At 72.7% G+C, this 17,958-nt stretch carries 17 protein-coding genes; 12 read left to right on the forward strand and 5 right to left on the reverse strand.

The annotated features are described in order from the left end of the window. Nucleotides 1-7: 7 nt before the first annotated feature. Complete coding sequence (locus tag ABTW72_RS26530) at nucleotides 8-967, forward strand: electron transfer flavoprotein subunit alpha/FixB family protein (RefSeq protein WP_238670975.1); 960 nt, start codon at nucleotides 8-10, stop codon at nucleotides 965-967. A 93-nt stretch (nucleotides 968-1,060) separates the two neighbouring features. Here ABTW72_RS26530 and ABTW72_RS26535 read toward each other — a convergent pair whose 3' ends face one another. Together ABTW72_RS26535 and ABTW72_RS26540 are read right to left on the reverse strand one after the other, a co-directional pair. Continuing rightward, nucleotides 1,061-1,870 (reverse strand): anti-sigma factor, encoded by an 810-nt coding sequence (locus ABTW72_RS26535; RefSeq protein WP_350862950.1) that lies wholly within the window; start codon nucleotides 1,868-1,870, stop codon nucleotides 1,061-1,063. Beyond that, nucleotides 1,824-2,426 carry an RNA polymerase sigma factor gene (locus ABTW72_RS26540; protein ID WP_112582098.1) on the reverse strand — a complete coding sequence of 201 codons (603 nt, stop codon included), beginning with the start codon at nucleotides 2,424-2,426 and terminating at the stop codon, nucleotides 1,824-1,826. Before ABTW72_RS26540 ends, ABTW72_RS26535 begins: the two co-directional genes overlap by 47 nt. A gap of 230 nt (nucleotides 2,427-2,656) precedes the next feature. On the opposite strand from ABTW72_RS26540, the gene ABTW72_RS26545 reads away from it, so the two are divergent. The 7 genes from ABTW72_RS26545 to ABTW72_RS26575 all read left to right on the forward strand — a co-directional run bounded on the left by ABTW72_RS26545 (nucleotide 2,657) and on the right by ABTW72_RS26575 (nucleotide 9,140). Then, entirely contained in the window at nucleotides 2,657-3,487 is an 831-nt protein-coding gene (locus tag ABTW72_RS26545) for a DUF4397 domain-containing protein (RefSeq protein ID WP_112678747.1), read from the forward strand. Then, nucleotides 3,484-4,137: a class F sortase gene (locus ABTW72_RS26550; RefSeq protein WP_350862952.1), complete on the forward strand. Its 654-nt coding sequence runs from the start codon at nucleotides 3,484-3,486 to the stop codon at nucleotides 4,135-4,137. Before ABTW72_RS26545 ends, ABTW72_RS26550 begins: the two co-directional genes overlap by 4 nt. Nucleotides 4,138-4,241: 104 nt before the next feature. After that, nucleotides 4,242-5,417 (forward strand): cysteine desulfurase family protein, encoded by a 1,176-nt coding sequence (locus ABTW72_RS26555; RefSeq protein WP_350862955.1) that lies wholly within the window; start codon nucleotides 4,242-4,244, stop codon nucleotides 5,415-5,417. Between the two features lie 168 nt (nucleotides 5,418-5,585). After that, on the forward strand, nucleotides 5,586-6,659 hold the full coding sequence (gene mnmA, locus ABTW72_RS26560; RefSeq protein ID WP_181545405.1) for a tRNA 2-thiouridine(34) synthase MnmA: 1,074 nt from the start codon (nucleotides 5,586-5,588) through the stop codon (nucleotides 6,657-6,659). A gap of 37 nt (nucleotides 6,660-6,696) precedes the next feature. Further along, complete coding sequence (locus ABTW72_RS26565; RefSeq protein ID WP_350862959.1) at nucleotides 6,697-7,701, forward strand: methionine synthase; 1,005 nt, start codon at nucleotides 6,697-6,699, stop codon at nucleotides 7,699-7,701. A 36-nt stretch (nucleotides 7,702-7,737) separates the two neighbouring features. Beyond that, a complete protein-coding gene (locus ABTW72_RS26570) occupies nucleotides 7,738-8,103 on the forward strand; it encodes a VOC family protein (protein WP_181539234.1) in 366 nt (121 codons plus the stop codon). A 26-nt stretch (nucleotides 8,104-8,129) separates the two neighbouring features. After that, nucleotides 8,130-9,140 (forward strand): ADP-ribosylglycohydrolase family protein, encoded by a 1,011-nt coding sequence (locus ABTW72_RS26575; RefSeq protein ID WP_350862962.1) that lies wholly within the window; start codon nucleotides 8,130-8,132, stop codon nucleotides 9,138-9,140. Nucleotides 9,141-9,191: 51 nt separating this feature from the next. Here ABTW72_RS26575 and ABTW72_RS26580 read toward each other — a convergent pair whose 3' ends face one another. Then, nucleotides 9,192-9,728, reverse strand: coding sequence for a type II toxin-antitoxin system PemK/MazF family toxin (locus ABTW72_RS26580; protein WP_350862964.1), 537 nt, complete (start codon nucleotides 9,726-9,728; stop codon nucleotides 9,192-9,194). Between the two features lie 343 nt (nucleotides 9,729-10,071). Between ABTW72_RS26580 and ligA the strand changes: the two genes are divergently transcribed. From ligA to gatA, 4 genes are all read left to right on the forward strand, one after another. Next, nucleotides 10,072-12,207 carry an NAD-dependent DNA ligase LigA gene (gene ligA / locus ABTW72_RS26585; RefSeq protein ID WP_350862966.1) on the forward strand — a complete coding sequence of 712 codons (2,136 nt, stop codon included), beginning with the start codon at nucleotides 10,072-10,074 and terminating at the stop codon, nucleotides 12,205-12,207. Nucleotides 12,208-12,361: 154 nt separating this feature from the next. Further along, on the forward strand, nucleotides 12,362-15,034 hold the full coding sequence (locus ABTW72_RS26590) for an EAL domain-containing protein (RefSeq protein ID WP_350862969.1): 2,673 nt from the start codon (nucleotides 12,362-12,364) through the stop codon (nucleotides 15,032-15,034). Between the two features lie 144 nt (nucleotides 15,035-15,178). After that, the gene (gatC, locus tag ABTW72_RS26595) at nucleotides 15,179-15,484 is read left to right on the forward strand and encodes an Asp-tRNA(Asn)/Glu-tRNA(Gln) amidotransferase subunit GatC (RefSeq protein WP_238657840.1); all 306 of its coding nucleotides are present in this window, start codon (nucleotides 15,179-15,181) and stop codon (nucleotides 15,482-15,484) included. Nucleotides 15,485-15,560: 76 nt separating this feature from the next. Then, nucleotides 15,561-17,036, forward strand: a complete 1,476-nt coding sequence (gene gatA, locus ABTW72_RS26600) for an Asp-tRNA(Asn)/Glu-tRNA(Gln) amidotransferase subunit GatA (protein ID WP_350862973.1) — start codon at nucleotides 15,561-15,563, stop codon at nucleotides 17,034-17,036. Between the two features lie 37 nt (nucleotides 17,037-17,073). Here the strand turns inward: gatA and ABTW72_RS26605 are convergent, their stop codons facing one another. After that, entirely contained in the window at nucleotides 17,074-17,682 is a 609-nt protein-coding gene (locus ABTW72_RS26605; RefSeq protein WP_350862976.1) for a hypothetical protein, read from the reverse strand. Next, nucleotides 17,679-17,924, reverse strand: a complete 246-nt coding sequence (locus ABTW72_RS26610; protein WP_350862979.1) for a hypothetical protein — start codon at nucleotides 17,922-17,924, stop codon at nucleotides 17,679-17,681. Before ABTW72_RS26610 ends, ABTW72_RS26605 begins: the two co-directional genes overlap by 4 nt. Nucleotides 17,925-17,958 lie beyond the last annotated feature (34 nt).

The following is a 17,958-nucleotide window of genomic DNA, read 5'->3' on the forward strand; positions in this document are numbered from 1 at the left end:
GTCTGACATGTCCGAGGTTCTCGTCGTCGTCGAAGCCACCAAGGAATTCGGCGTCAAGAAGGTCACCCTGGAAATGCTCACCCTCGCGCGTGAGCTGGGCACCCCGAGCGCGGTGGTGCTGGGCGGCGCCGGCGCCGCCGAGGCGCTGAGCGGCAAGCTGGGCGAGTACGGCGCGGAGAAGATCTACGCCGCCGAGGGTGACGAGATCGACGGCTACCTGGTGGCCCCCAAGGCGACAGTGCTGGCCGAGTTGGTCAAGCGGGTGCAGCCGGCCGCCGTGCTGCTGGCGTCGGCCCAGGAGGGCAAGGAGATCGCCGCCCGGCTCGCCGTCAAGCTCGACAACGGCATCCTGACCGACGTGGTCGGCCTGGACGCCGACGGCACCGCGACCCAGGTCGCCTTCGCCGGCTCCACCATCGTCAAGTCCAAGGTCACCAGGGGCCTGCCGTTGGTCACCGTCCGGCCCAACTCGGTCACCCCCGCCCCGGCGGCGGCCACCCCGGCGATCGAGCAGCTCAGCGTGTCGGTCACCGACACCGACAAGCTGGCCACTGTCGTCGAGCGGGTCGCCGAGCAGAAGGGCTCCCGCCCCGAGCTGACCGAGGCCGGCGTGGTCGTCTCCGGCGGTCGGGGCGTCGGCAACGCCGACAACTTCAAGCTGGTCGAGGAGCTGGCCGACCTGCTCGGCGGCGCCGTCGGCGCGTCCCGCGCGGCCGTCGACTCCGGCTTCTACCCGCACCAGTTCCAGGTGGGCCAGACCGGTAAGACGGTCTCCCCGCAGCTCTACGTCGCCCTCGGCATCTCCGGTGCCATCCAGCACCGGGCCGGCATGCAGACCTCGAAGACCATCGTCGCGGTCAACAAGGACGGCGAGGCGCCGATCTTCGAGCTGGCCGACTTCGGGGTGGTGGGCGACCTGTTCAAGATCGTCCCGCAGGCCGCCGAGGAGATCCGCAAGCGCAAGTAAGCCAGCGATACGCCAGTGGCCGCCCGTGCGAACGGGCGGCCACTGCCGTATGGGAGCTGATCGGCGAGCCGGGGAGCTGAGCCGGCCCGCCGATCAGCCCGTCAGGGAGCCCCTCAGCAGGCTGTCGCCGGAGTGGCGGGTGTTGTTGTCGTACCGCTCGGCGGAGACGTCGACCACCGAGTAGCTCTTGAGGTCGACATTCGGGGGCAGGGGTAGCAGCGCGTCCGAGCCGCCACCCAGGGTGCCGACCGAGAACATCTCCATCGTCGTCGGATTGATGAGCCAGACCTCGTAGTACCCCGTGACGCTCGGGAGATTCGCCACATGCAGATGTAGTTGGCCGTTCTTCAAGACCCGGGCGTCACCCTTGGCCGTCGGCGGGGTCGCCCCGTACGCCGCCAGCGGCGCGCTCGCCACCACCGCCGGCGTGGGGGTGGGCGTCGGATCGTCCGGTCGGAGCACCGAGACGGTGCCCACCACGCCGACCGCCGCGGCGGCGGCCGCGGTCACCGCGGTGGCCACCCAACCGGACCAGCCGCGACCCCGACGGGATCGCCGCGCCGGGTCCAGTCGGGTCACCGTCGACTCGGCCGCCGCGCCGAAGGCCTGCTCGGCCGTCGTGATGTCGGCCTGCCCGGGCACCCGGTGCCGACGGGTCTCGGTCAGCAACGGCCCGGCCTCCGCCGCCCTGACCTGGGCTTCGATGCCCTGCCAGACGTGCTCCGGCGGGTCGGGCAGGTCGGCCAGGCCCTGCGTCTCGGTGCCGAGCCCCGCCACCTGCTGAAGGCTCGCGACCTCCGCACGGCAGAGCGCGCAGGTGCCGAGGTGGGTGCTCTCCCTGTCGTCCGCCTCGCTCTCACCGAGTGCCAGAAATACCAGCCGGTCGTGGTCCAGGTGCTGCACCGTCCACCTCCCATCTGCGCTTCAAGCTCGCCATGCCGCGTCGGATGTGACTCTTCACGGTGCCCAACGGCACGCCCGTCACCGTGGCTATCTGCTGGTGTGTCAGGTCGTCGTAGAAGGCCAGCTCCAGCATCCGCCGCTGGTCGTCCGGGAGACGAGCCAGCTCGTCGGCGATCACCAACCGGTCCACCACGCGGTCCGGATCCGGCTGGGTCTGCGCCGGCTCGGGCAGTTGTCGGACCGTCTCCACCACCCGGGTCTCCCGGGCCGAGGCGCGCATCCGGTCGATCACCTTCCGCCGGCCGATGCCGAGCAACCAACCGATCAGCGACCCCTTGGCCGGGTCGAACGTGTCGCGACCCAACCAGGCGGCGACGAACGTCGCCTGGGTGACGTCCTCGGCGTCGCTGCGGTTCGCCAGCATGGACGTGGCCAGGTGGAGCACGGCACGACCGTAGCGGTCGTACGCCTCGCGGAGCGCCACGTCGTCACCGGCGCGGAACCTGCGGTCGAGGTCGTCCACCGGAGGGTCCGGTTCCTGTCGTAGCGCCGTCATCGGGCGGCTCGCCTTCGATGGGGCATGCCCGACTGTAGCTGCCACAGTCCCCGCCCCACTTCCCCGGTCGATGTCATCTCACCAGCTCTTCGTTCCCCGACCCCGTTCCGGATGCGGTCCGGGCCGGAAAAGAAAAGTGCCTCCGGGGCGCATCCACCCGTCCGACAGCCGGCGTAACCCGTTCTGCAAGCCAGGCCTGACGAATCAGCACCAAATATCAGGAGGCAGACATGCAGTTCTCGTACTTCCGTCGGGTCGCCGCGGGCGGCGCGGTCGCCGCGCTGGCCTTCGCCGGTGTGGGCGCCCTCACCGCCGGCCCCGCGTACGCCGCCACGTCGAAGGTCTCCGTCGTGCACGGCATCCCGGACACCCCGGTCGACGTCTACGTCAACGGCAAGAAGACGCTGGACAACTTCAAGCCCGGCGACGTCGCCGGCCCGCTGAACCTCGAGGAGGGCGACTACGACATCGCGCTCACCAAGCCGGGCGAGCCGATCGGCAGCGCGATCCTGACTGTCGACAACGCCGCGGTGCCCGGCGGTGCAAACATCAGCATCGCGGCCCACCTCGACGCCGCCGGCCAGCCGAAGATCACTCCGTTCGTGAACGACGTCTCGAAGGTCGACGCCGGCAAGGCCCGGCTGATCGTCCGGCACACCGCCGCCGCCCCGGCGGTCGACGTCCGCGCCGGTGGCACCCCGGTCTTCGAGGACCTCACCAACCCGAACGAGGCCAAGGGCGACGTCGACGCTGGCGAGGTGAAGGCGGACGTGGTGCTGGCCGGCACCGACACCGTGGCCATCGGCCCGGCGGACCTCAACCTCAAGGAGGGCACCGCCACGATCGTCTACGCGATCGGCTCCGCCGAGGGCAAGACCCTCGACGTGGTGGCCCAGACCATCACCGGCCTGCACTCCGCCCCGGGCGGCGTGCCCAGCGGTGACGGCGGCCAGGCCGGCACGGGCGTGGACACCTGGTGGTACGTGCTCACCGGTGCCGGCGTACTCCTGCTGCTTGGTGGTGGGGTGCGGATGGCGACCGCGCGGACCGGCCGCAAGTGACGGTGCGCAATCGCGGCGCGCTGGCGGCCCTGGCCGCCGGCGTTGCCGCGCTCACCGCCGCCGCTCTGGTGGCGTGCGCCAACCAGCCGGCCGGGACGGTGGGGGCCGAGGAGGCGAGCACGCTGGCCAGCCCCGCACCGACCGCCGCCAGTGCCCCGTCGGTGCCGGTGACCACGGGTGAACTGCCCGCCGGTCCGAAGATCGTCCCGCCGGTGCGGCTGCTGATCCCGGAGATCGGCGTCACCGCCACCGTCAACGCGGTCGGCATCAACGAGCGGACCAACGAGTTCGAGGTGCCGCCGAGCGTCGACCAGATCGGCTGGTACCGCTACGGCCCCGGCCTGGAGACGGAGACCGGCTCGGTGGTCATCGCCGGTCACGTGGACAGCGCCAAACAGGGTAAGGGGGCGTTCTTCCGGCTGCGTGAGCTGGACCAGGGCGACACGTTGACAGCGACCGGCAGCGACGGTGAGACGCGGCGCTACCGGGTCGTCGCCCGGGAGGAGTACGCCAAGACCAAGATCCCGCTGGACCGGTACTTCGCCCGCGACGGCAAGCCGCGGCTGACCCTGATCACCTGTGGTGGGCCGTTCGACGCCAAGGCGCGCAAGTACCGCGACAACATCGTCGTCACCGCGGTGCCTGCCTGACCGGGCCCGCGCGCATCGGGCCGGGGTGGAGTTCCACCCCGGCCTTTGCGTGCGGTCCCCTCCGGCATCCGGTCCCCAAGGTGTCGGCCGTACGCTGAACGGCGATGGCTTACCTGGATCACGCGGCGACCACTCCCATGCTCGATGAGGCACTGGAGGCGTACGTCGCTACCGCCCGCGAGGTCGGCAACGCGTCCTCCCTGCACGCGGCGGGCCGCCGTGCCCGCCGCAGGGTCGAAGAGTCACGCGAACGGGTGGCCGCGGTGCTGGGCGCCCGGCCCTCTGAGGTGATCTTCACCGGTGGTGGCACGGAGAGCGACAACCTCGCGGTCAAGGGCGTCTTCTGGGCCCGGCGAGCAGCCCGGCCCGACCGCCGCCGGGTGGTCTCCAGCGCCGTCGAGCACCACGCGGTGCTGGACGCGGTCGACTGGCTGGCCCAGCACGAGGGCGCCGAGGTCGGCTGGCTGCCGGTGGACGCCGTCGGTCGGCTCGACCCGCAGACCCTGCGCGCGGAGTTGGCCGCGCACGCCGACGAGGTGGCCGTGGTCACCGCGATGTGGGCGAACAACGAGGTGGGCACCGTCCAGCCGGTGGCCGAGCTGGCCGCCGTCGCCGCCGAACACGGTGTGCCCTTCCACACCGACGCCATCCAGGCGGTCGGTCAGGTGCCCGTCGACTTCGGCGCCAGCGGGGTGGCCGCGCTGACCGTCACCGGGCACAAGTTGGGCGGCCCGACCGGGGTGGGCGCGCTGCTGCTCGCCCGGGACGTGCCGGCCACGCCGCTGCTGCACGGCGGCGGCCAGGAACGCGACATCCGCTCCGGCACCCTCGACACCGCCGGCATCGTCGCCTTCGCTGTCGCCGTGGAGACGGCCGTTAAGGGCCAGCAGGAGTACGCGGCCCGGGTGGCGGCGCTCCGCGACGACCTGATCGAGCGGGTCCGCCAGGCGGTGCCCGAGGTGGTCTACAACGGTGACCCGACCGATCGGCTGCCCGGCAACGCGCACTTCTCCTTCCCCGGCTGCGAGGGCGACGCGCTGCTGCTCCTGCTCGACGCGCAGGGGATCGCCTGCTCGACCGGCTCCGCCTGCTCGGCCGGGGTGGCCCAGCCCTCGCACGTGCTGCTGGCGATGGGCGCCGACGACGACCGCGCCCGCTCCTCGCTGCGCTTCACCCTGGGCCACACCAGCACCCAGGCCGACATCGACGCCCTCATCGCGGCCCTCCCGGCGGCGGTCGACCGGGCCCGCCGAGCCGCCGCCCTCCGCACCCCCCGCTGACCGCCCTTCCGTCCCCGCGATCTTGCAGTTTCGGTTGACGGTTCGCGGCCTTCCGCGGCATATGTCGCCGCAGAAACTGCAAGATCGCGGGGGTGGGTGTGCGGGCTCCGCGGGTTTTCGGGGCTGGTGGATAGGGTTGTCGTGGGGGACGGGGAAGGGAGTGGGCCGGTGAGGGTTCTGGCGGCGATGTCGGGTGGGGTTGACTCGGCCGTGGCGGCGGCGCGGGCGGTGGCTGCCGGACACGATGTGACCGGTGTGCACCTGGCGCTCGCCCGTAACCCACAGACCTATCGGACCGGGGCGCGGGGCTGCTGCACCCTGGAGGATTCCCGGGACGCCCGCCGGGCGGCCGACGTGATCGGCATCCCGTTCTACGTGTGGGACATGGCCGACCGCTTCCACGAGGACGTGGTCGACGACTTCGTCGCCGAGTACGCCGCCGGCCGTACGCCGAACCCCTGCCTGCGTTGCAACGAGAAGATCAAGTTCGCCGCGGTGCTGGACCGGGCGGTGGCCCTGGGCTTCGACGCGGTGGTGACCGGGCACCACGCCCGCCTCGGCGCGGACGGGCTGCTGCGGCGCAGTGTCGACCTGGCCAAGGACCAGTCGTACGTGCTCGCCGTGCTCACCCGCGAGCAGCTCGACCGGTCGATCTTCCCGCTCGGTGACTCGACCAAGGCGCAGGTCCGCGCCGAGGCCGCCGAGCGTGGCCTGGCCGTGGCCGACAAGCCGGACTCACACGACATCTGCTTCATCGCCGACGGGGACACCCGCGGCTTCCTGGCCGGCCGGCTCGGTGAGGCGCCCGGCGACGTGGTGGACGCCTCCACCGGCGCGGTCGTCGGCAGTCACAGCGGCGCGTACGCGTACACGGTGGGGCAGCGTCGCGGGCTGCACCTGGACCGGCCCGCCCCGGACGGCCGGCCACGCTACGTGCTCTCCATCACGCCGAAGACCAACACGGTGACGGTCGGCCCGGCCGAGGCCCTGGACGTGTCCGACGTGCACGCCGTACGTCCCGTCTGGACCGGCGGCGCCCGTCCGGACGCCCCGGTCGAGTGCGAGGTGCAGTTGCGCGCGCACGGCGACGTGGTGCCGGCGACCGTCGCGCTCGACGGTGACCGGCTGCACGCCGAGTTGCGCCGACCGGTTCGCGGCGTCGCCGCCGGCCAGGCAGTGGTGGCGTACCGACCGGACCCGGCCGGCGACGTGGTCCTCGGCTCCGCGACCATCACCGGCTGACCGCACGGCCCGGGTGTTCGCGGGATAGCCTTCGCCAGTGACAGATCAGGCGTGGCCCTGGCCGGCCGGCGCGGCAACCGGAATTGGTTCGCTGCCCGGCACCGACATCGGCGAGGCTCAGCGGGTGGTCCTCGGTGAGCTTCCCGAGCTGCCCCACCTGCCCGAGTTGCCGGCCCGTGGCCCCGGAGCGGACATGATCGGCCGGTCCGCCGGGCTGCTCGTCGAGCTGCCGGTCGAGGTGTACGCGGGGCGGTGGCGGGTCGCCCCACGCCCGGGCCGCGACCTGCGCCGGGCCCGTGACCTGATGGAACGCGACCTGGACCAGCTCGCCGAGCAGGCCGAGGGGTACGCCGGGCCGATCAAGGTGCAGGCCGCCGGCCCGCTCACGCTGGCCGCCTCCCTGGAGTTGCCGATCGGTGGCCGACTGCTGCGCGATCCCGGCGCGGTCCGCGACCTGACCGGCTCCCTCGCCGAAGGGCTGCGCGCGCACGTCGCGGCGGTCGCCCGCCGGCTGCCCCAGGCATCGGTGCTGCTGCAACTGGACGAGCCGTCACTGCCGACCGTGCTGGCCGGGCGGGTGCCGACCGAGAGCGGTCTGGGCGCGTACCGGGCGGTCGAGTCGGTGGACGCCGCCGCCCTGCTGCGCACCGTCGTCGAGGCGGTCGGGGTGCCGACGCTGGTGCACTGCTGCGCCCCGGACGTGCCGCTGGAGCTGATCCGCTCCACCGGCGCCGTCGCGGTCGCCCTCGACCTGGACCTGGTCACCAAGCTCGACCCGCTGGGCGAGGCGATCGACGCCGGCCTCGGGTTGCTGGCCGGGGCCGCGCCGACCCGGCCGCCGTCGGCCGGTGGCGCGCCGACCTCCGCGCAGATCGCCGACCGGGTACGCCAGGTCTGGGACCGCCTCGGCTTCCCTCGTCGCCAACTCGCCGAGCAGGTGGTGCTCACCCCGGCCTGCGGCCTCGCCGACGCCACCCCGGAGTACGCGCGGGCGGTGCTCGCCGCCTGCCGGGACGCCGGCCGGCGCCTCGCCGAGGACTGAGGTTTCCTGTCGTACCCGGTGGGCAGGATGACGGTCATGATTGGACAGCTGCGTTCAGTGGTGATCGACTGCCCGGATCCGCGGGCGTTGGCGGCGTTCTACGCCGAGCTGCTCGGCGTACCGCTCGCCGAGGGCGACTCCGATGACGACTGGGTGGTGCTGGGCGGCCCACCCGGTCACCAGCCGCGCCTCGCCTTCCAACAGGCGCTCAACCTGCGCCCACCGGCCTGGCCGGATCCGGAGCGCCCACAGCAGTTCCACCTCGACGTGACGGTGGACGACATCGAGGCCGCCGAGAAGGCGGCGCTCGCGCTGGGTGCTCGGCGGCTGCCAGGTGAGGGCGAGGGCTTCCGGGTCTACGCCGATCCGGCCGGCCACCCGTTCTGCCTCTGCTGGGACTGAGCCGTGGGTTGCGGCGGCCGGGCATCATGGCCGCCGTGATCCCCACATCTGCGCTTCGCGCCTCCGGCTCGCTCTTCGGCCTCGCCTACGGTGACGCGCTGGGCAAGCCGACCGAGTTCCTGACCGTCGCCGAGATCGAGCGCCGGTACGGCCCGGCCGGTCCGCGCGAGCTGACCGGCGAGCCGGCACTGGTCACCGACGACACCCAGATGGCGCTGGCGGTGGGTTGGGCGCTGCACGAGGCGCCGTCGTTCACGCCGGAGGCGGTGGAGCCACTGCTGCGGCGACGCTTCCTGGCCTGGGCGGTCAGCCCGGACAACAACCGTGCCCCGGGCATGACCTGCCTGCGCGCCTGCGCCGAGCTGAGCCGTGGGGTGCGCTGGCAGGAGGCGACGGTGGTCGGCTCGAAGGGCTGCGGGGCGAACATGCGGGTCACCCCGGTCGGGTTGCTCGACGTGGACCTCGACACGCTCGCCGGGTTGGCCCAGTTGCAGGCCGGGCTGACCCACGGCCACCCGACCGGGCTGGCCGCCAGCGAACTCACCGCGTACGCGGTCTTCGCGCTGCGCGCGGGCGCTTCGCTGCCCGACCTTCCCGCGCTGCTCACCGAGCGGGCACTGTCCCAGCGCCTGGTCTACCGCGAGCGGTGGCTGGGCGACCTCTGGCAGCGCGCCGGTTCCGGTTCTCCGCAGGAGTTCATCGCCCAGGGCTGGGACGAGTGTCTGGCGGTGCTGGGCCGACTGACCAACACCCTGGCGCAACCGGACGACGGTGGTGACCCGTGTCAGGCCACCGGGGAGGGCTGGGTGGCCGAGGAGGCGCTGGCCACCGCGCTGCTCTGCGCCGTACGGCACGCCGACGACCCGGTCGCGGCGCTGGCCCGAGGCGCGACCACCGCCGGCGACTCCGACTCGATCGCCGCCCTGGCCGGCGCGTTCGTGGGCGCGGCCGTCGGCATGACCGCCTGGCCGCGCGAATGGGCCACCCGCATCGAGTACGCGGACCAGCTGGCCACGCTCAGCGCGGCCTGGGACTGATCCGGCCCGGCCCGGCTCGGCTCGGGTGGTCCGCGGGATGGTCGAGGGTGGTCAGGAGGTGGGGAGGTGGCGCAGGCTGCGGACTTTTCGCCACAGGTCGGCGTCGCAGCGGCCGGCGTGGTCGGCGAAGGCGGCCGAGCTGAGTCGGATCGGCTCGGTGAGGCTGAGGTAGCTGTCGTGCTCCGCGCCCGGGTCCCAGTCCCGGGTGGGGATCCGCACGTGGTCGTCCCGGTCGCTCTTGTCCTGGCTGGTGATCTTCAGGACGTCGGCGCCCCGGGAGTCGGCGCGCAGCACCAGGCACGGGCGCACCTTCGACCCGCTGCCGTCGGCGTACGGCACGTCGGCCCACCAGATCTCGCCGGGCGCCGGGGCGTCGCCGTGCCGGTCGGTGTCGCGCGAGCGGCGTTTGGTGGACGGCCGTTCGGCGCCACGGGGCCGCGGCGGGGTGGAACGACGGCCACCGGTGCCGCCCCGACCCGGCCGGGGGCCCGGACGGCGGTTGGCCACCCGGTGCCGCCAACTGTTCCACGCCCAGCCGGCGGCCACGGCCAGCAGGATCGCCACCGCCCAGAGCAGTGCCTCAGGCATCCGTACCTCCGCGTCCCGGCGACCCGCCGGTCGCACCGTCCGGCGATCCTTGCACGCCGCCGCCCGTGCCGCCCGCCAACCACACCGCGGCCGCCCCACCGCCGCGCTGCACGCAACCTCGACGCCGCCATGCCCACGGCGGCATTCGACCGTCACCCTTGATCACCTGATGGTCAGTAGCTGGATCGGCCCGTCGACGGCTAGTGAGCATCACGTGATCACCGGATGCGGCTGAGGGCGACGTCGCTTCGGGCGCGGGTGGGCGGCGGATTGTCCCACCGGCCCGATACGGTGCCGGAGTAGCGTGATCAGGGAGGTCGCAGGCGTGTCCGAAGGTGGCGGTGTGTCCGAGGAGCAGATCGGTCAGCAGGTCAGCCCGGCGCAGGAGGCGGCGGCCGGGGCTGAGCCCACGCCGCAGGCCCGGGAACGGCACGCCGCGCTCAGTCAGGAGTTGACCGAGCACCAGTACCGCTACTACGTGCTGGACGCGCCGACCATCCCCGACGCCGATTTCGACAGGCAGTTGCGCGAGCTGGAGGCACTGGAGGAGGAGTTTCCGGCGCTGCGGACGCCCGACTCGCCGACCCAGCGGGTGGGTGGCACGTTCTCCACCGACTTCACCCCTGTCACCCATGCCGAACGGATGCTCTCGCTCGACAACGCCTTCGCCGACGAGGAGTTGGCGGCCTGGGCCGAGCGGGTCGAACGGGACGCGGGCGGTCCGGTGCCCTACCTGTGCGAGCTGAAGGTCGACGGGCTGGCGATCAACCTGACCTACGAGAACGGCCGGCTGGTCCGGGCCGCCACCCGAGGCGACGGGCGCACCGGTGAGGACGTCACGGCAAACGTGCGCAGCATCCGGGACGTGCCCAGCCAACTCGTCCCGTCCGCCGAATTTCCGGACGTTCCCGAGCTGCTGGAGGTCCGGGGCGAGATCTACTTCCCGATCGCGGCGTTCGCCGATCTCAACGCGGGTCTGGTGGAGCAGGGCAAGGCACCCTTCGCCAACCCCCGCAACGCCGCCGCCGGCAGCCTGCGACAGAAGGATCCACGGGTCACCGCCACCCGGCCGCTGCGCCTGGTGGTGCACGGCATCGGCGCCCGCCGTGGGTTCCAGCCCACGGCGCAGTCCGAGTCGTACGCGGCACTGAAGTCGTGGGGGTTGCCGACCAGCGACCGGTGGCGGGTCGTCCCGGACCTGGCCGGCGTGGCGGAGTTCATCGCCTACTACGCCGAGCACCGGCACGACGTCGAGCACGAGATCGACGGTGTGGTGGTCAAGGTGGACCCGGTCTCCATCCAGGGCCGGCTCGGGTCCACCAGTCGTGCCCCGCGTTGGGCGATCGCCTTCAAGTACCCGCCGGAGGAGGTCACCACCAAGCTGCTCGACATCGACGTCAACGTGGGGCGCACCGGCCGGGTCACCCCGTTCGCCGTACTCGAGCCGGTGCGCGTGGCCGGTTCCACGGTCGCGCTCGCCACCCTGCACAACGCCCGCGAGGTGGAGCGCAAGGGGGTGCTGATCGGCGACACGGTGGTGCTGCGCAAGGCCGGCGACGTGATTCCCGAGGTGCTCGGCCCGGTGGTCGACCTGCGGCCCGCCGATGCTCGGCCGTTCGTCATGCCGACCAGTTGCCCGGCCTGCGGCACCCCGCTCGCACCGTCGAAGGAGGGCGACGTGGACATCCGTTGCCCCAACACCCGCAGCTGCCCGGCGCAGTTGCGGGAGCGGGTGTTCCACCTCGCCGGCCGGGGTGGGTTCGACATCGAGGTGCTCGGCTACAAGGGCGCGGCCGCCCTGCTCGACGCGGAGATCATCGGCGACGAGGGTGACCTCTTCCAGCTCGACGCCGAACAGCTGTCCCGGTCGCCGTTCTTCGTCAACAAGGACGGCAGCCTGGGCAGCAACGCCACCAAGTTGCTGGACAATCTCGCCGTCGCCCGGGAACGGGACCTGTGGCGGGTGCTGGTGGCACTCTCCATCCGGCACGTCGGCCCGACCGCGGCCCAGGCGCTCGCCCGGCACTTCCGTTCGATGGACGCCATCGACGCGGCCACCGAGGAGGAGCTGTCCTCCGTCGACGGGGTCGGGCCGACCATCGCGGCCAGCATCCGGGAGTGGTTCGCGGTGGACTGGCACCGCGAGGTGGTCCGCAAGTGGGCCGAGGCCGGCGTACGGATGGCGGAGGAGGCGGTCGACGAGGGGCCGCGCCCGTTGGAAGGGTTGACCGTGGTGGTGACCGGCACCCTCGCCGGTTATTCGCGAGACCAGGCCGCCGAGGCCGTGCAGAGCCGGGGCGGCAAGGTCAGCGGGTCGGTCTCCAAGAAGACGAGCTTCGTGGTGGTGGGGGACAACCCCGGGTCGAAGGCCGACAAGGCCGCCAGTCTCAAGGTGCCGGTGCTCGACGAGGACGGGTTCCGGCTCCTGCTGGACGCGGGCCCGGACGCCGCCCGGGAGGTCGCTCAGCTGGGCGGCTGACCCCGAAGGCGGCCGGCGCGGCGACTGGCCGCGTATACCAACTTAATTACGACTACGACCGATTCGTGACTGTCATACCGGGAAACTGGGGGCCGAGGGCGTTTCATTGGGTCACGGCGCGCACCGGCACGCCGATGGTCGGTCGGGAGGTGTGGTGGAGGTCGCCGATCCACGCAACTCGCTTCCTGCGGGACGGGTCGCACCGTTCGCCGCCTTCGTCGCCGGCATCCTGGCGGTCGCCGCGCTGACCGCTGCCGTTCCACTCGCGACGCTCCCCGGCGAGTTGTCCGAGTTGCCGGTGGCGTTCTGGACGATGGCCGCGCTCGCCGTCGTCTGCGACGCGCGCCCGTTCGTGCCGCCGGGGCGCCGGCAGACGTCGGCGGTGTTCCCGTCCACCTGCTTCACCTTCGCGATCCTGCTCGGCTGGGGTCTCGGCCCGGCGGTGGTGGTGCAGGCGGTGGGCGTCGTCGTCTCGGGTTGGCGGATGCGGCACGCCGTGTGGCGCACGGCGTTCAACGTCGGCCAGTACGCGTGTGCCCTCGCCGCCGCCTACGGCGTGATCCAGCTCGGCTCGGGCACCATCTTCTCCGGAGGGCGGTTGCACTGGACCGACGTGGCCGCCGTCGGCGGTGCCGCGCTGGCCTGGTTCGTCGTCAACTACGGGCTGGTCAGCTGGGCGGTGCGGCTGCGGTTCGGGGACCGCTGGTGGCCCACCGTCCGCCAGGGCCTCGGCTTCGAGTTGCTCTCCACCGGCTCGCTGCTGCTGCTCGCCCCGGTGCTGGTCGCGGCGGCGCGGGTCAGCGCCGCGCTGATCCCGCTGGTGCTGGTGCCGCTCTTCGCCGTCTACCGGATGGCGCGGTTGACCAACGAACAGCAGCACCTCGCCGCCGCCGACCCGCTGACCGGGCTGCCCAACCGCAAGGCCCTGCTGGCCGAGGTGGCCGAGCAGGTGCACCTGCATGCCGAGCGGACCGCCCGTGGTGAACCCGACGGGCAGCTCGCGCTCCTGCTGATCGACCTGGACCGTTTCAAGAACGTCAACGACGCCCTCGGGCACGCCGTGGGCGACCGGCTGCTGGTCGAGGTCAGCGCCCGGCTCACCGACATGCAGCCCCGACCACAGATGATCGCCCGGCTGGGCGGTGACGAGTTCGCCATCGTGATGACCGGGCTGACCGACGTCGGGCAGGCGCGGGAGTTGGCCGACCGGGTGGTCCAGGCGCTGGCCGAGCCGGTGCCGCTCGACGGGCTGCCGTTGGACGTGGGCGGGTCGATCGGGATCGCCCTCTTCCCGGAGCACGGCGAGGACTTCGCCACCCTGATGCGCCACGCCGACGTCGCGATGTACGACGCCAAACACCGCAACGACACGGTGGCCGTGTACGCCCCGGAGTCCGACCACAACTCCGCCGAGCGACTCGGCCTCCTCGCCGACCTGCGCCGCGTACTGGAGACCAGCCCCTCGGCCGAGGGGCCGTTCGACGCCGACGCCGAGTCGGCGGTTCAGGGGCAGGGCGACGGTACGCAGCCGGACGGGAACGGCCGGCACGGTGTGCCGGGCGACGCCGAGCGGACTGCCGACGTACCCCTTGTCGCGTCGGCGGAGGTGCGCGGCGGTGACGGTGCGGCGCTGCCCACCGGCGCCCCGGCCGAGGGCGCGCTGCCCACCGCGGCGTCGGACCGGTCCGCGCCAGCGGCGGACCCGGCGTCGGCGGTCGCCACGGCACGGCCGGGAGCTGCCCGGTGGTGGGCACGCCGTCGGCGCACCGAGGCCGAGCTGGTGCACTCCGATGAGCTGATCAATCGGATCGCCACCGGAGCCGACCCGATCCGGGGCCGCAACGCCCGTGCCACGGTCGCCGGCACCCGTTCCGGCCCGGTCCGTGAACGACGCGCCGGGGGCGGGATCGGTCGGCGGTCCCCGAACGGAAGCGCGGTGGGCAAGGGGCGCACCGGGGCTCGGCGGGACGTCGGGCCGGGTACGCCAGGGCAGCCCCTCGAATCGACCGGGTGGGCGCACGCGGACGATGAGCCGGCCGACGACGCCGGGGAAATCACCATGTACTACCAGCCGCAGATCGCCATCGCGAGCGGCGAGGTGGTCGGTGTCGAGGCCCTGCTGCGGTGGCGGCACCCCCGGCGGGGCATGGTCGACCCGGAGGAACTCATCCGGGTCGCCGAGCAGAGCGCCGTGATGCGACTGCTCACCCGTCGTGTCGTCGACGACGTGGTGGAGCAGCTCGCCAAGTGGTCGGCGGCCGGCATCGGCCTGCGCGCGGCGCTCAACGTGAGCGTGCGCGACCTGCACACCGGCGAGATCGCCGACCAGATCGCCGACCGGCTGGCCCGCTACGGGGTGCCGGCCGAGCGGCTTCAGGTGGAGATCACCGAGGGCGCGTTGATGGCCGACCCGCGCCGGGTGCTGGCCACCATCTCCCGCCTGCACCGGATCGGGGTGGCCATCGCGCTGGACGACTTCGGCACCGGCTACTCCTCGCTCCAGCACCTGCGCCGGTTGCCGCTGTCCGAGGTGAAGGTGGACCGGTCGTTCGTCCTCGGCATGGCCGACGACGCCGACGACGCGGCGATCGTCCGGTCGATGATCGAGCTGGCCGGCGCGCTGGGGCTGCGGGTGGTGGCCGAGGGTGTGGAGGACGAACGGACCTGGCGGATGCTGCACGCCGCCGGCTGCGACGCCGCTCAGGGCTGGTTCTACGCCCGGCCGATGCCGGCCGAGGAGTTGGTCACCTGGCTGGCCCGGTACCGGCCGGTCCGCCCGACCGGGGGGCACCCGCAGCCGGATGTCGCTCGCCGCCCCACCCGCTGACCCGGCACGAGGTCGCTGGAGGGGGAGTCGGGGACGCGGCACCGGAGCGGAACAATAGACTCGCTCCGGTCACCGCGTGTCACGCTCCACCTGTCGCGCGGCCGGCACACCGCCCGACCAGCAGGAATTCAGAAGGGGGCACGGATGGCCGCCATCTCCCGCGAGGAGGTCGCGCACCTGGCGCGCCTGTCGCGGCTCGCCGTCACCGAGGAGGAGCTGGACACGTTCGCCGGCCAGCTCGACGTGATCCTCCAGGCGGTCGCCCAGGTCGGCGAGGTCGCCGCCGCGGACATCCCGCCGACCTCGCACTCGGTGCCGCTGACCAACATCTTCCGCGAGGACGTCGTCACGCCGTGCCTGACCCCGGAGGAAGCGCTGTCGGGCGCGCCCGACGCTGAGGACCAGCGGTTCCGCGTACCGCGGATCCTGAGCGAGGATGTGGCCTCATGAGCGAGCGTCAGCGAGCGGATCAGCAGTGCAGCGCCGTGGTGCCTCATGGCGTCGCGGAGCGAAGCGGAGTGACGGCATGAGCGACTTGATCAGCATGACCGCGACGGAGATCGCGAGCCTGGTCGCCGGGGGCGAGACCTCGGCCGTCGAGGTGACCCAGGCGCACCTGGACCGGATCGCCGCGGTCGACGACCGGGTGCACGCCTTCCTGCACGTCGACACCGAGGGCGCGCTCGCCGCGGCCCGTGCGGTGGACGAGCGCCGGGCCGCCGGCGAAGAGCTGGGCCCGCTCGCCGGTGTGCCGGTCGCGGTCAAGGACGTGCTCGCCACCCGGGGCGTACCGACCACCGTGGGGTCGAAGATCCTGGAGGGCTGGCGCCCGCCGTACGACGCGACGATCGTGCAGCGGCTGCGGGAGGCCGGCACGGTGATGCTCGGCAAGACCAACATGGACGAGTTCGCGATGGGCTCCTCCACCGAATACTCGGCGTACGGCCCGACGCACAACCCGTGGGACCTGAGCCGGATCCCGGGTGGCTCGGGTGGTGGCAGCGCCGCCGCGCTGGCCGCGTACGAGGCGCCGCTGGCGATCGGCTCGGACACCGGCGGCTCGATCCGCCAGCCCGGCGCGGTCACCGGCACCGTGGGTGCCAAGCCCACCTACGGCGGCACCTCCCGTTACGGGTTGGTGGCCTTCTCCTCGTCGCTGGACACCCCCGGCCCGTGTGCCCGTACGGTGCTCGACGCGGCCCTGCTGCACCAGGTGATCGGCGGGCACGACCCGCGCGACTCCACCTCGATCCCGCAGCCGGTGCCGGACGTCGTGGCGGCGGCGAAGCTCGGCGCTACCGGCGACCTGACCGGTGTGCGGCTCGGCATCGTGACCGAGTTCGTGGGCGAGGGCGCCGAGCCGGGCGTGATGGCCGCGTTCCGTGAGTCGGTGGACGCGCTGACCAAGATGGGTGCCGAGGTCGTCGAGGTGTCCTGCCCGACGTTCGCGTACGCCCTGCCGGCGTACTACCTGATCGCCCCGAGCGAGTGCTCCTCCAACCTGGCCCGGTTCGACGGTGTCCGGTTCGGCCTGCGGGTCGGCGACGACGGCAACCGGTCGCTGGAGGAGGTCATGTCGCTGACCCGGGAGGCCGGCTTCGGCCCGGAGGTCAAGCGCCGCATCATGATCGGCACGTACGCGCTGTCGTCGGGTTACTACGACGCGTACTACGGGCAGGCGCAGAAGGTCCGGACGCTGATCACCCGGGACTTCACCGCGGCGTTCGAGCGGGTCGACGCGCTGATCTCGCCGACCACCCCGTCGGTGGCGTTCCCGATGGGTGCGCGGACCGCGGACCCGTACCAGATGTACCTGGCCGACCTGTACACGATTCCGACGAACCTGTACGGCGGGCCGGGCATCTCGGTGCCCTGTGGGCTCTCCGAGGGGCTGCCGGTCGGTCTGCAGGTGATGGCCCCGACGATGGCCGACGACCGGATGTACCGGGTCGCCGCCGCGTTGGAGTCCGCCGTCGGCACGTTCACCCCGCCGGCGCTGTAAGGCACGGACGGGGCCGAGGCGGGTCGGGACGGGCGGTTCACGCCGGTCCGTGACCCGCCTCGGCTGTTTCGGCGTCCGGCCGACCGGCGAGGTAGCGGCGGGCCCGCTGGGTGGTGCGCCAGTGCTGGTAGAGCAGCACAGCCCAGGCCAGCGCTCCCAGCCCGGATGTCCAGCGGGTGGACGTCCGGTCGGTGCTGATGGCGTTCAGCATCTGCAACGCCAGGACCACACCGAGGGCCCAGAACACCCACCGTCGACGTACCTGCTGCTCGGCTTCCTTGCGGGCCAGCGCGTCGACCTGCGGGTCGGTGGTCGACCCGTCGCGCAGTGCCGCCTTCACCCGCCGGCGGCTGGCCGGGTCGGCGCCGTCGGACAGAGCGTTTTTCGTCATCCACGCGTTGATCAGCAGGATGACGGCGACGCCCAGCGCCGCAGTTACCAGGAGGAGCAGCAGCCGGATCAGCGGGTCGCCGGCATCCCGTTCTCCGTCGGAGATCAGCAACCCGACGGCGAACGTGGCGGGGACGGTGGCCGCCAACAGCACCAGCGCGGCCTTGGTCATCCGGCCTGAGCACCACCGGGCCTCCATGACCGGTCCGGCCCGCTCATCGTCCGTCGGGTCGCCCGCGGTGTTCCTCCGGGTCATCGCCGTCCCCGCTCCGCACGCCGACGATTCAGCAGACGCACCACCACGTACGCGATCGCCACCGCCACCACCCCGGGCAGCGCCACACCGAGCACAAGCGCGGCGGCCGAGTCCGGGTTCCGGTCCTCCCCGGAGGCGAACCAGCTGATCAGGGTCACCACGACGGCCACCGCCCACACCGCGACCACCCCGACGAGCACCGGCCGGACCCGCACTCCTCGCTCTCTCCCCGTATTCGTCATTGTCGCTCCGTACCCTGCCGTCGGTGACGCCACG

Source organism: Micromonospora sp. NPDC127501 (assembly GCF_040302185.1).
GTDB lineage: Bacteria > Actinomycetota > Actinomycetes > Mycobacteriales > Micromonosporaceae > Micromonospora.